This window comes from Streptomyces sp. NPDC020845 (assembly GCF_044334165.1).
Lineage (GTDB): Bacteria > Actinomycetota > Actinomycetes > Streptomycetales > Streptomycetaceae > Streptomyces.
Window position 1 is genome coordinate 330,565 of sequence record NZ_JBIRSJ010000015.1, and the last position, 12,873, is coordinate 343,437.

A 12,873-nucleotide genomic window follows, 5' to 3' on the forward strand; every position below is an offset into this window, starting at 1 on the left:
GGCTGCGTTCGACGCGACGAGCGCAGCCGGGATCCGTCCGCGACCCAAAGGGGGTGGCATGTCCGTAGAACTGGGCAGCTCGAAGGTGCTCACCAACGACGCACCGCACGTGCTCGACGACGGCGACGCCATCGACACCCGCACCCTCTCCCGCTCCCTGTTTCTGCGGCTCGCCGCGCTCGACCGGGACAGCGCGGAGCGCACCTACGTACGTGACACCCTCATCGAGCTGAACCTCCCGCTGGTGCGCTATGCGGCGGCCCGCTTCCGCAGCCGCAACGAGCCGATGGAGGACATCGTCCAGGTCGGCACGATCGGTCTGATCAAGGCGATCGACCGGTTCGACTGCGAGCGGGGCGTGGAGTTCCCGACCTTCGCCATGCCGACCGTCGTGGGCGAGATCAAGCGCTTCTTCCGCGACACCAGCTGGTCGGTGCGGGTGCCGCGGCGGCTCCAGGAGCTGCGCCTCGCCCTCACCAAGACCAGCGACGAGCTGTCCCAGAAGCTCGACCGCTCCCCGACCGTCACCGAACTCGCCACCGCGCTCGGCGTCTCGGAGGAGGACGTGGTCGACGGGCTGGCGGTGGGCAACGCCTACACCGCCTCCTCGCTCGACTCCCCGTCCCCCGAGGACGACGGCGGCGAGGGGTCGCTGGCCGACCGGCTCGGCTACGAGGACAGCGCGCTCGAGGGCGTGGAGTACCGGGAGTCCCTGAAGCCGCTGCTGGCCAAACTCCCGCCGCGCGAGCGCCAGATCATCATGCTCCGCTTCTTCGCCAATATGACGCAGTCGCAAATCGGCGAAGAGGTCGGGATCTCCCAGATGCATGTCTCACGGCTGCTGACGCGGACTCTGGCGCAGCTGCGGGAAGGGCTCATCGCCGACTGAGACGCCGGTAACGCGTCAGCGGTGACGCACCGCTGACGCGCCGTCATCGGGCCGGTGCCCGGCTGCCGCACGACCCTGTACACCTGATGGGTCGTCAGCCACACTGGCCCGATGCGATACGCGTGGAGCCGGACAACGGGCCGCCGGGGCACGGCGATCGCCTCCTCGGCGGCCGCGCTGTGCCTGGGCGCGCTGCTCAGCGGCTGCGCCGGCGGCGACGACGGATATCTCGCGGCCGAAGCGGCCGGGCCGAACGAACCCAGCGCCACGGCCGCACCGCCCGGGGGCGGTGTGAAGCTGGTGCCGCTCGACGGCGACGGCGATGGCACGGCAGACGGCAAGGGAAAGGGCTCCGGCCGCGACGGGAAGGGGCGCTCCTCCGGGTCCGGGGATACGAAGTCCTCGGGCGCGCCGGACGCCTCGTCCGGGCGGGACGGGGCCGCCGCGACGGGTAGGCCCGGCAAGTCCCCGGGAAGAACGCCGGGGCGGACGGGCGCCGACGACGGCGGCGACCAGACCGGCGGCGCCCATGACGGCACCGGCGGCGGAAGCGGCCCAGGCGGCTCCGGGCCCGCCGACGGCTCCGGCGGTTCGGGAAGTACGGACGACCCTCAGTCCACGCCTGGCTCGCCCACCCCGAGCGGCCCCGCCGTGCTGAAGATCGGCGATCTGGTGCGCGCGGCGGCCGACGACCGCTGGTGCGAGAAGGTGACCGTCGAGTTCCGCAACACCGGGGGCACCCCCGTGACCTCGGGAACGATCACCTTCGCGACCCACATCATCGACGTCCTCGGCATCGACTGGGCGACGATCGAGTCGAAGCGCAGCCTGCCGGTGCCGATTCTGGCGGGCGCGAAGAAGGAGAAGACCTGGGAAGTGTGCGTGGACGACTGGCGGGTGCCGCTCGGCATGCACATCGAGACCCAGGACGCCTCCGTGATCTGGCCCACGAACCAAGCCGGGGACCAGGCCAGGGACCAGTCCGAGAATTAGGCCAGGGCCAGCCAGGCGACCCCGGCGACGACGGCGATCGCGACGATCACACCGACGATCACGCCGATGCGCGGGCCGCCGGAGGAAGAGGGAGCGGCCGCTCGCTGCTGCTGCCGCCCGCCGTCGTCATCGACAAAGGCCCGGAACATCTGGGTCGAGCCGGCCGGGTCGTAGTTGCCCTCAGGACCTTGGGGGTTGTTCGCCATGGCCCAGGACCCTAGCGAATGAGCGCATTCCCGCACACCCCCGGGCCCCACCGCTCCCGAACACCCCGCCCGCACCACTGGCAGGCCGCTTGACCGCCCACTGGGTGAGCCTTTGCGGGCAATTTACTCTGCGAAGCCCGATTTAATTTGCCTGCAGCAACTAACCACCCCTATGGTTGCCCTAAGCAACTGATAGTCCCCGACAGTCCCTGGAGTCGCCATGGCCGCACAGAGTCAGTACGAGGAGCTGGCACGGCAACTCAGCGCCATCGGCACCGTCAAACGAGGGCTGTCGCGCGTCCTCCCCCCTGACTGCGCGGCCGGCTCGGCCATCGTCCTGATGCTGCTCAACCGCTTCGGCGAAATGCGCATGAGCAAACTGGCCGAGCTGCTCGACATCGATATGTCGGTCACGAGCCGCCATGTCGCACACGCCGCCGAGCGCGGCTGGATCGACCGGAAGCCGGATCCACAGGACCGGCGGTCCCGGCTGCTGAGCCTCAACGCCAGCGGCGAGAAGCTGCTCAACGAGGTGTCCGAGCGCTATACGCAGGCCCTCGCCGCCTGTCTGAGCGACTGGTCCGACGACGACGTCGGCCGCCTCAACGAACTACTCGCCCGGCTGCGGACGAGCTTCGGCGACACCAGGTCCCGGGTTCCCCAGCTCTTGGACGAGAGCACCACCCGTACACCAACGCAACGATAGGAACTCCATGGCAACGACCACACCGGACGGCGGTGTGCGGGGACCCGCGGGGCACCCCGCCCATGCCAAGCCTGGAGGCGGCGGCCACCGCGGTCACCACGGCCACGGCTCCGACTCGACGGCTCCGATGACCCACCGGCAGATCATGGAGGCGCTGTCCGGGCTGCTGCTCGGCATGTTCGTCGCGATCCTCTCCTCGACGATCGTCTCGAACGCCCTCCCGGAGATCATCGCCGACCTGCACGGCAGCCAGTCCTCGTACACCTGGGTGGTCACCGCCGCCCTGCTGTCGATGACCGCCACCACCCCGCTGTGGGGCAAGCTCTCCGACCTGTTCAGCAAGAAGCTCCTCGTCCAGATATCGCTGGTCATCTATGTGGCCGGCTCCGTGGTCGCCGGACTCTCGCAGAGCGCGGGCATGCTGATCGCCTGCCGTGTGGTGCAGGGCATCGGAGTGGGCGGTCTGTCGGCCCTCGCCCAGATCGTGATGGCCGCGATGATCTCCCCGCGCGAGCGCGGCCGCTACAGCGGCTACCTCGGCGCGACCTTCGCGGTGGCGACCGTCGGCGGCCCGCTGCTGGGCGGCGTGATCACCGACACCTCCTGGCTCGGCTGGCGCTGGTGCTTCTACGTCGGTGTGCCGTTCGCCGTCATCGCGCTGGTCGTGCTGCAGAAGACCCTGAAGCTGCCGGTCGTCAAGCGTGAGGTCAAGGTCGACTGGGGCGGTGCCTTCTTCATCAGCGCCGCGGTCTCGCTGCTGCTGATCTGGGTGACCTTCGCGGGTGACAAGTACGACTGGCTGTCCTGGCAGACCTACGCCATGGTCGGCGGCTCGATCGCCCTCGGACTGATCTTCATCCTGATCGAGAGCAAGGCCAGCGAGCCGATCATTCCGCTGCGGCTGTTCCGCAACAAGACGATCGCCCTGGCGTCGATCGCCTCGCTGTTCGTCGGTATCGCGATGTTCGCCGGGACCGTCTTCTTCAGCCAGTACTTCCAGCTGGCGCGGGACAAGACGCCGACCATGTCCGGTGTGCTGACCATCCCGATGATCGGTGGTCTGTTCGTCTCCTCGACCGTCTCGGGCCAGGTCATCACCAAGACAGGCCGCTGGAAGGCCTGGCTGGTCACCGGCGGTGTCCTGGTCACCGCGGGCCTGGGGCTGCTGGGCACCATGCGGTACGACACGCCCTACTGGCACCTGGCCATCTTCATGGCGCTCATGGGCCTCGGCATCGGCATGATGATGCAGAACCTGGTCCTGGCCACCCAGAACCAGGTGGCCCCGCAGGACCTGGGCTCGGCCAGCGCCGTCGTCACCTTCTTCCGCTCCCTGGGCGGTGCGGTCGGCGTCTCGGCGCTCGGCGCGGTGCTCGGCAACCGCGTCACCGACTACGTCAAGGACGGCCTGACCGAGCTCGGCCCCAAGGGCGAGGCACTGGCCCGGAACGGCGCCGGTGGCGGCTCGATCCCCGACCCGGACAAGCTCCCGGAGCCGCTGCGCACCATCATGGAGAGCGCGTACGGACACGGCATCGCGGATGTCTTCCTGTACGCCTCGGGGGCCGCGCTGCTGGCCTTCCTCGTCACGCTGTTCATCAAGGAGGTCCCGCTGAAGACCCGGTCGGGTGCCCAGGCTTCTTCCGACGAGGCCGCCCAGGCCGCGGCCCCGGCGGACCAGGACCTGGCGGCGAGCGCCGCGAGCGCCACAAGCCCCGCGGCAGCCACAGCCGCCACGGCCGCCACAGCCGCCACGGAGCAGCTCGAGCCCGCGCTCGTGGGCGCACCGGCCGCCGACTCGTCCGGCACCGCGTCGGAGTACGCCCTGGCGGACGCGTCCGCCACCCAGCGGCTCGCCGCGTACGCCTCCGCCGGAGACGGCGGCGCCGGCCGCCACCCGCGGCAGGGCGTGCACGGCTTTGTCCGGAACGCCGACCGCAGCGCGGTCCCGCGCGCCGCGGTCACGCTGATCTCGCTGAACGGGCGGCAGCTGGGCCGTTCCGTGGCCCACGTGGACGGCTCGTACGCCCTGGACGCGCCGGGCTCCGGCACCTACGTCCTGATCGCGGCCGCCGACGGCCACCAGCCGCAGGCGTCGACCGTGGTGGTCGGCGACGAACCGCTCGCCTTCGACGTCGTACTGGCGGCGACCAGCGGCCTGGCGGGCAGCGTGCGCAGCGCCGCCGACGGGCTGCCGGTCGAGGCGGCGATGGTCGTGGTCACCGATGTCCGCGGCGAGGTGCTGGCCACCGGGAAGACCGGTGAGCAGGGCGACTTCAGCTTCGAGGAGCTGGTCCCCGGGACCTTCACGGTCGCGGTGAACGCCGCCGGCTTCCGGCCCGCCGCGCTGCCCGTCGAGGTCGGCGCCCAGGGTCTGACCCGGGTCGAGATCGCGCTGCAGGCCGGTGCGCGGGTGCAGGGCGTGGTGCGGGCCGGGGCCGACCGGCGGCCGCTGCCGGACGCGCGGGTCACGCTGGTGGACGCCGCCGGGAACGTGGTCGCTACCGCGACCACCGGGGAGGACGGGGCGTACGCCTTCACCGACCTGAACGCGGGCGACTACACGGTCATCGCGAGCGGCTACCCGCCGGTCGCGGGCGCGCTGACGGTCCAGGGGCAGGGGGTCGACGGACACGACGTCGAGCTCGCCCATCCTGTCGACTAGAGGGCCTGAGGGGGCCTGGAAGAAAGACCCCCGGGGCCGGGGCGCGGCAGAGCGGAGACGCGCCCCGGCCCCGGCCGGGACGGCGCCGGAGCGCCGGTCCCGGAACCCGGATCCCGGCGGCGGTGTATAGCAGGTGAGAGCGAGCCTGCCAGGCAGGGGACGGCCTGGCACCGCCGTCCGGGGTCCGGCGCACGAGCACAGGACACACAAGCCACAAACGCAGACGGCACAGACAAGACAGCCCCGACAGAAGCGGGAGCGGGAGCGAGAGCGAGAGGCGGCATGACGACCACTGCAGCAGAAACGGGCGGAAGCGCGAGCGGAGGGCTGCGCGCCCGGATCCGTACGCGCGACGGCTGGGCGGTGCAGCACGCCGTTCTGACCGTCACGGATATGACGGGCGCTCAGGTGCTGCGCGCCCAGGCCGACGAGGACGGCTCGGTGCGCACCCACGAGCCGCTGGCGCCCGGGCCGTACACGGTTATCGCCACCGCCGTGGGCTATGCCCCCGCCGCCTCGACCGCGATCGTCACGGCCTCGGGGCGCGTCGAGCTCGGCACGGTGGTGCTGGCCCGGCAGGGCGGGGTGGAGCTGCCGCCGCCCGGCGCATGGACGATCGACCCGGCGCATTCGACGGTGGGGGCCGTCGCACAGCATCTGGGCATCTCCAGCGTGCACGGCCGGTTCACGGAGTTCAGCGGGCGTATCGACATAGCCGAGGACATCGAGAAGTCCGGCGTCGAGGCGGTCATCCAGGCCGCGAGCATCGACACGGGAAACGGTATGCGGGACGGCCATCTGAAGTCGGCCGACTTCCTGGATGTGGAGCGCTTCCCGGTCCTGACGTACCAGAGCACGGGGCTGACCCCGGCCGGCGCCGACCGCTGGACGGTGCACGGCAAGCTGTCCCTGCACGGCGTGATACGGGAGGTCGACCTGGACCTGACGTATCTGGGGACGGGCCCCGACCCATGGGGCGGGGTGCGGGCGGCCTTCCGCGCGACGGCGCAGCTGCGGCGCGAGGACTTCGCGATGAACTACAACCAGGTGGTCGCGGCGGGCATCGCCGCCATCGGCACGACGCTGCGGGTGGAGCTCGACATACAAGCAATTCAAGGGGGCCAGGCCGTACAGGGCACGGAGCTGCCGAGCGCCTGAGGCGGCTCCCTCAGTCCTTGCCGTCTCTGCCGTCTCTGCCGTCTCTGCCGTCGCGGAGGGCCTCGATGCCGGCGATCGCACAGTCCAGGGCGAAGGTGAAGTCCCGCTCGCGCATCTCCTGGACGGTGCCGCCGCATCGGGCCTCCATGAGCGCCCGTGATTCGTCGAACTCCGGGCGGCCCTCGATGGCCGCCATCGTCTCGGCGAAGAGCTCGTCCTGGCTCATGCCCACGGCCCGGGAGCGGGCGGCGAAGCGGCCCTCGATGGTGCTGAAGCCGTAGACGAACTGGAAGACGAGGGCCAGCGCGCCCGGCACCTGTGACGCGGGCAGGCCGCTGTCGCGCACCACGCGCTGCACGGCGGTGGAGAAGACCATGGCGTTCGGCCCGATGTTCATGTACTCGCCCATCAGCGGGGACAGCCAGGGGTGGGCGACCAGCAGCCTGCGGTATTCGGAAGCGATCTGGCGCAGCTGATCGCGCCAGTCCCGTGCTCCGGTCTCCAGGTGCTCATAGCCCTCGACGTCCAGGTGCTCATAGCCCTCGACGGGGCCGAGGATCCCCGCGGGGAGCGACATCTCGCCCATCGCCGCGTCGAGGGCGAGTTCGAGGAGATGGTCCTTGGTCTCGACGTACCAGTAGACCGACATGGCGGTGACCTCCAGCTCGGCCGCCAGCCGGCGCATCGAGAACCCGGCCAGCCCCTCGGCGTCCAGCAGCCGAACCGTGGCCGCGACGATCTTCACATGGTCGAGCCCGGCCGGCTGCTGCTCCGCCTTGCGCTTCTGGGCCTTGCGTTCGGAGAGCCAGATGCTGGTCCGCGGACGGATGACACGGCTGCCTGTTGCCATGGCGCGCTCTCCTTCTTCCCTGCGCCAGGGCCGCGCGGCGTCAGACGCGCGGCCGGTGGCGTCTTACGTACCCGATGCTATGCCGCCGCCCCCGCCTCCTGTGATCGTTCGGCCCGGCGCAGCAGCACCGCCGTCAGCACACCGCCCGCCAGCACGGCCGCCGAGCCGACCAGCTGGCTGGTCTGCACACCGGAGGCGAAGGCGTCCGCGACGGAGGCCCGGTCCGCTTCGGTGCGCGCGGCGGCGTAGGCGGCCGGGAGTGAGCCGGCCCCGGCGGCGGCCGCGGGCAGCAGGGCGCCGAACCGGGAGTTGAGGATGGCGCCGAGGACGGCCACGCCCAGGCCGTTGCCGAACTCGGTGAGCGTGCCGTTGACGCCCGCGCCGACCCCCGCCTTCTCCGGCGGGATCGCCGACATGATGGCCGTGGCCATCGCGGGCATGGAGACCGCGATGCCCGCCCCCATCACGATCAGTCCGAGGAACATCCCGCCGTAGCCGTCCGCGCCGAGCGTCGCGATGAGAGCCAGCCCCACCGCCAGCAGACCCATTCCGCAGAGGATGGTGGCCGGGGTGCCGAGCTTGGTCAGCAGCCGGGCGCCGACGCCCGAGAGGTTCAGCACGACGACCACCACCGCGAGCGGGGCGGTGCGCAGGCCCGCGCCCAACGCGTCGTATCCGAGCACGAACTGCAGATGCTGGGTGAGCAGAAAGAGCGAGCCGCCCATTCCGAAGGCGACGAGGATGCCGCCCCCGACGGCCCCCACGAAGCGGCGGTCGCGGAAGAAGTGCATATCCAGCATCGGGTACGGGATCCGGCGCTCCCACAGCGCGAAGCCGGTCAGCACCACCACGCCCACGAAGGCCGACAGCAGCACCCGCTGGGACGTCCAGCCGTGCTCGGGCCCCGAGATGATCGCGAAGACGACGCCGGTCATGCCGATCGTGGACAGCAGCGCGCCGAGCAGATCGGGCCGGTCGCCGGTCGGGTTCTTCGACTCCGGCACCAGCCAGACGACCGCGGCGAGGCCGAGCAGCGCCACCGGGAGGTTGATCAGGAAGATCGAGCCCCACCAGAAGTGTTCGAGGAGCGTGCCGCCGATCAGCGGGCCCGCGGCGAAGCCGAGCGAGCTGACCGCGCCCCATACGCCGATGGCCTTGGGGCGTTCGCCCTCGTCGAAGACCTGCACGACCACGGCGAGCGTGGTGGTCATCAGCAGCGCCCCGCCGATCCCCATGCCCGCGCGGGCGGCGATCAGCTGCTGCGGCCCCTGCGCCAGCGAACCGGCCAGCGAGCCGATCCCGAACAGGGCGAGCCCCGCGACGAGCATCTTCTTCCGGCCGTAGCGGTCGGCGGCGTTGCCCGCGGTGAGCAGCAGCCCGGACTGGACGAGCGAATAGGCGTTGATCATCCACTGGATGTCGGCCGTGGAGGCGTCCATCTCCTCGGTGAGGGAGGGGATCGCGACGTTGAGGATGGTGTTGTCGAGGAGCACGGTGAGCTGGGCGAGGCAGATGACGCCGAGAATCAGCCAGCGCTGGGGGTGCCCGCCGGTCTGCCGGCTGGGCGGGGTATCGGACGTGGGGTCGGCGGTCTGCGCCGTCATGACTCTCCTTGCGCGCTTATACGGTGTACGGGCCCGGGGCGTCGTACACCGTACAGCGCTTCCCCTACGGCGTACAGGAGATTTCCGGAGGCGAACGCGAACGGGCCGACGGCGGAGGGAATCCCTCCGCCACCGGCCCGTTGACCTGCGACGTTCAGCTGATCATCTGGGTACCTGGGTCACTTCGACGCCTTCTGGGTCAGGTCGTAGAGGGTGGTGCCGTCGACCGTGACCTTCTTGAAGTTGGCCTGGACCCACGAGCTGATCTTGGACGAGGTGCCGTTCCCGCCACCGGGGCCGCCGCCCATACCGCCCATACCGCCCGAGCTGATGAAGTAGTGGATCTTCCCCTGCTTCACATAGGCCTTGAACTGCGCGAGGGTCGGGGACGGGTCGCTGCCGTTGAAGCCGCCGATGGCCATCACCGGGTCCTCGGTGGCGAGTTGGTAACCCGCGGCGTTCTGCGAGCCGATCGCCGCGGCCACCCAGGTGTACGCGCCGGCGTTCTTCTCCAGCGCGGCCTTGACCTTGGAGCTGACGCTCGGGCCGTCCAGCAGACCGCCCATACCGCCGCCGCGCCGACCGCCTTCGCCCATGCCGCCGGGCATCATGCCCTGCCGGTTGCCCTGCTGACCCTGGCCGGTCTGGCCTTGGCCGGTCTGGCCGTTCTGGCCCTGGCCGCCGCCGTTCTGCTGGGACTGACCGCCACCCGGGAAGCCACCTCCGGGGAAGCCGCCGTTCTGGCCGCCCTGCTGGCCGCCGCCGGGGATCATGCCCTGCTGGCCGTTCTGGCCCTGGCCGGTCTGCCCCGTACCCGTACCGTTCTGGCCCTGGGTGTTGCCGTTCCGCATCCCCGGCGGGCCGCCGTTGGCGCCGCCCGGGAAGCCGCCCGGACGGCCGCCGCCGGGACCGCCCATGCCGCCCGACACCGCGGGACCGGCCGTGACGATCGAGCCGCCGTGCGGTGTGTCGACCGTGTTGAGCGTGTACGCGATGGGCCCGGCCAGCGACGCCGCGAGGCCGAGGCCCGCCACGCCCAGCGCCAGCCGCCCGCCCAGCCGCGACGCGACCAGCAGCCCGGCCGCCGCCGCGAGCCCGGCGATCAGCACCGCCCAGCGCAGCCAGGGGTGCCAGTCGGAGGAGCGGTTCAGCAGCACGTACGACCAGATGGCCGTCACCGCGACCGTGGTGGCGAGCACCATCGACGCCGAGGCGGTGGACCGCCGCTCCCACAGCATCGCCGCGCCCATGCCCACGATGGCCGCGATATACGGCGCGAGCGCGATGTTGTAGTACTGGTGGAAGATCCCGGACATGAAGCTGAAGGTGGCGAAGGTCATCAGCAGCGCCCCGCCCCACACCAGGAACGCCGAACGCTGGGTGTCCGTGCGCTTGGCCCGCCAGGTCAGCCAGATCCCCGCGAGCAGCAGGATGAAGGCCGCGGGCAGCAGCCAGGCGATCTGACCGCCCATATCGGAGCTGAAGAGCCGGTCGATGCCGGTCTCGCCCCACTGGCCGCCGCCGTTCCGGCCGCCACCACCGCCGACGCTGCCGGTCTCGTTGCCGTTGATCCGGCCCAGGCCGTTGTAGCCGAAGGTCAGCTCCAGGAAGCTGTTGTCCTGCGAACCGCCGATGTACGGGCGCGAGGACTTCGGCCACAGCTCGACGATCGCCACCCACCAGCCGCCGGCGACGACCATCGCGAGCCCGCCGAGCAGCAGTTGGCCGATCCGCTTCCCGAGCTTCGCGGGCGCGCACACCGCGTACACCAGCGCCAGCGGCGGCAGGATCAGCCACGCCTGCAGCGTCTTGGTCAGAAACCCGAGCCCGAACCAGACTCCGGCCAGCACCAGCCACTTGGTGCGGGCGTCCTCCAGCGCGCGCAGCACGCAGTAGACCGCCGAGACCATCAGCAGGCAGAGCAGCGCGTCGGGGTTGTTGAACCGGAACATCAGCGCCGCGACCGGGGTCACCGCCAGCGTCGCCGCCGCGATGAGACCGGCGGCCGCGCTGAACCGGCGCCGTACCGCCGCGTAGAGCACGCCGACCGTCGCCACGCCCATCAGCGCCTCGGGGACCAGGATCGCCCAGGAGCTGAGGCCGAACACCCGCACCGACAGGGCCATCGGCCAGAGCGCGGCCGGGGGCTTGTCGACGGTGATGGAGTTCCCGGCGTCGGAGGAGCCGAAGAAGAACGCCTTCCAGCTCTCGCTGCCCGCCTGCACGGCGGCCGAGTAGAACTGGTTCGCATAGCCGGACGCGCCCAGGCTCCACAGATAGAGCACGGTGGTGACGGCCAGCAGACCCCATAGGGCGGGCCTCGCCCAGCGCGGGTCCTCGGGCCGGCCGCGCCACGCCCGGGCCAGGCGCGAGCCCTCCGGGGCCGCCGGCCGCGCGGGGGTCGCGGCCGGGGGAGCCGGGGGCGGCCCCGCTGCGCGGAAGCCCTGGTCGTACGTCGTCATCGGGTGTTCCTAGAGTCGTGGTCGGTCAGGTTGAGGTCGCTCAGGGCGAGGTCGGTGGCGGTCCCGTTCTGCTGGCTTTCCGACGGGAAGACCCAGGCCCGGAAGAGCAGGAAGCGCAGGACGGTCGCGGCGAGGTTGGCCGCGATCAGGACGGCGAGTTCGGTGCTGTGCGCCGGGGTGCCGGAGGCGGCGTCCAGCGCCGCCAGGGAGCCGCTGGTCAGGGCGAGGCCGATGCCGAACACCACCAGCCCCTGGGCCTGGTGACGCATCGCCCGGTCCCGGCCGCGTACGCCGAAGGTGAGCCTCCGGTTGGCCGCGGTGTTGCCGAGCGCCGACAGCAGCAGGGCCAGCGCATTGGCGATCTGGGGGCCCGTGCCCAGCCGGAAGAGGGAGTAGAGCAGCAGATAGACGAGCGTGCTGAGCGCGCCCACCACGCAGAAGCCGACCAGCTGCCGGGCCAGTCCGCCCGGGACCCCGCTCAGCCCGCGGTCGCGCGGATCGTCCCCGAAGGGGCGGCGCAGCCGGTCCAGCGGCAGCGCGCCGGTGGCCAGCGCGCGCCCCACCCGCCAGACGCCCTTGAGGTCTTCGGTGGCCGTCTTCACGATGTGGACCGTGCTGTTGGGGTCGTCGACCCAGTCCACCGGCACCTCGTGGATGCGCAGCCCGGCCCGTTCGGCCAGCACCAGCATCTCGGTGTCGAAGAACCACCCGGTGTCCTCGACCAGCGGCAGCAGCCGCTCGGCGACGTCCTTGCGGATCGCCTTGAAGCCGCACTGGGCGTCGGAGAAGCGGGCGGCCAGGCTGCCACGCAGGATGAGGTTGTACGCGCGCGAGATGAACTCCCGCTTGGGGCCGCGCACCACGCGCGAGCTGCGCGCCAGCCGCGAGCCGATGGCCAGGTCGGAGTGGCCGGAGATGAGCGGGGCCACCAGCGGCAGCAGCGCGTTCAGGTCCGTGGACAGATCGACGTCCATGTACGCCAGCACCGGCGCCTGCGACATCGACCAGACCGTGCGCAGCGCGCGCCCGCGGCCCTTCTGCTCCAGCCGGACCGCGATGACCTCGTCGATCGCGTCGTCGAGGTAGGCGGAGATCTCCGGGGTGCGGTCCGTACTGGCGTTGTCCGCGATGGTGATGCGGAAGGCGTAGGGGAAGGTACGGGCCAGGTGGTCGTGCAGCCGCCGCACGCACCGCTCGAGGTCGGCCTCCTCGTTGTACACGGGGACCACGACGTCGAGCACCGGCTGGCTCCGGCCGACCGTCACATGCGCGCGAGCGGGCAAGGTCTGCAGGGGGGTCTCGGGCGGTGCCTCGAGAGGTGTGTGAGTTCGCATGGGGAC

At 71.3% G+C, this 12,873-nt stretch carries 10 protein-coding genes; 5 read left to right on the forward strand and 5 right to left on the reverse strand.

The window, feature by feature from the left end; genetic code table 11:
- The first annotated feature begins 58 nt into the window (after positions 1–58).
- Both ACH4U7_RS37120 and ACH4U7_RS37125 read left to right on the forward strand, forming a co-directional pair.
- Positions 59–889 carry an RNA polymerase sigma factor SigF gene (locus tag ACH4U7_RS37120; RefSeq protein ID WP_385626459.1) on the forward strand — a complete coding sequence of 277 codons (831 nt, stop codon included), beginning with the start codon at positions 59–61 and terminating at the stop codon, positions 887–889.
- A 111-nt stretch (positions 890–1,000) separates the two neighbouring features.
- The gene (locus ACH4U7_RS37125; RefSeq protein WP_398532167.1) at positions 1,001–1,882 is read left to right on the forward strand and encodes a hypothetical protein; all 882 of its coding nucleotides are present in this window, start codon (positions 1,001–1,003) and stop codon (positions 1,880–1,882) included.
- On the opposite strand, the gene ACH4U7_RS37130 is transcribed toward ACH4U7_RS37125, so the two are convergent.
- The gene (locus ACH4U7_RS37130; RefSeq protein ID WP_398532168.1) at positions 1,879–2,088 is read right to left on the reverse strand and encodes a hypothetical protein; all 210 of its coding nucleotides are present in this window, start codon (positions 2,086–2,088) and stop codon (positions 1,879–1,881) included. The genes ACH4U7_RS37125 and ACH4U7_RS37130 overlap by 4 nt on opposite strands.
- Before the next feature lie 220 nt (positions 2,089–2,308).
- On the opposite strand from ACH4U7_RS37130, the gene ACH4U7_RS37135 reads away from it, so the two are divergent.
- The 3 genes from ACH4U7_RS37135 to ACH4U7_RS37145 all read left to right on the forward strand — a co-directional run bounded on the left by ACH4U7_RS37135 (position 2,309) and on the right by ACH4U7_RS37145 (position 6,617).
- Positions 2,309–2,794, forward strand: a complete 486-nt coding sequence (locus ACH4U7_RS37135; protein ID WP_089514422.1) for a MarR family winged helix-turn-helix transcriptional regulator — start codon at positions 2,309–2,311, stop codon at positions 2,792–2,794.
- Between the two features lie 7 nt (positions 2,795–2,801).
- The gene (locus tag ACH4U7_RS37140; RefSeq protein WP_398532169.1) at positions 2,802–5,459 is read left to right on the forward strand and encodes an MFS transporter; all 2,658 of its coding nucleotides are present in this window, start codon (positions 2,802–2,804) and stop codon (positions 5,457–5,459) included.
- 282 nt (positions 5,460–5,741) lie between these two features.
- On the forward strand, positions 5,742–6,617 hold the full coding sequence (locus ACH4U7_RS37145; protein ID WP_398532170.1) for a YceI family protein: 876 nt from the start codon (positions 5,742–5,744) through the stop codon (positions 6,615–6,617).
- A 10-nt stretch (positions 6,618–6,627) separates the two neighbouring features.
- On the opposite strand, the gene ACH4U7_RS37150 is transcribed toward ACH4U7_RS37145, so the two are convergent.
- The 4 genes from ACH4U7_RS37150 to ACH4U7_RS37165 all read right to left on the reverse strand — a co-directional run bounded on the left by ACH4U7_RS37150 (position 6,628) and on the right by ACH4U7_RS37165 (position 12,867).
- On the reverse strand, positions 6,628–7,467 hold the full coding sequence (locus tag ACH4U7_RS37150) for a TetR/AcrR family transcriptional regulator (protein WP_398532171.1): 840 nt from the start codon (positions 7,465–7,467) through the stop codon (positions 6,628–6,630).
- A gap of 77 nt (positions 7,468–7,544) precedes the next feature.
- Entirely contained in the window at positions 7,545–9,071 is a 1,527-nt protein-coding gene (locus tag ACH4U7_RS37155; RefSeq protein ID WP_398532172.1) for an MFS transporter, read from the reverse strand.
- A gap of 179 nt (positions 9,072–9,250) precedes the next feature.
- Positions 9,251–11,533 carry an ArnT family glycosyltransferase gene (locus ACH4U7_RS37160; protein ID WP_398532173.1) on the reverse strand — a complete coding sequence of 761 codons (2,283 nt, stop codon included), beginning with the start codon at positions 11,531–11,533 and terminating at the stop codon, positions 9,251–9,253.
- Positions 11,530–12,867 (reverse strand): glycosyltransferase, encoded by a 1,338-nt coding sequence (locus ACH4U7_RS37165; RefSeq protein WP_398532174.1) that lies wholly within the window; start codon positions 12,865–12,867, stop codon positions 11,530–11,532. Before ACH4U7_RS37165 ends, ACH4U7_RS37160 begins: the two co-directional genes overlap by 4 nt.
- Between the last annotated feature and the right edge of the window lie 6 nt (positions 12,868–12,873).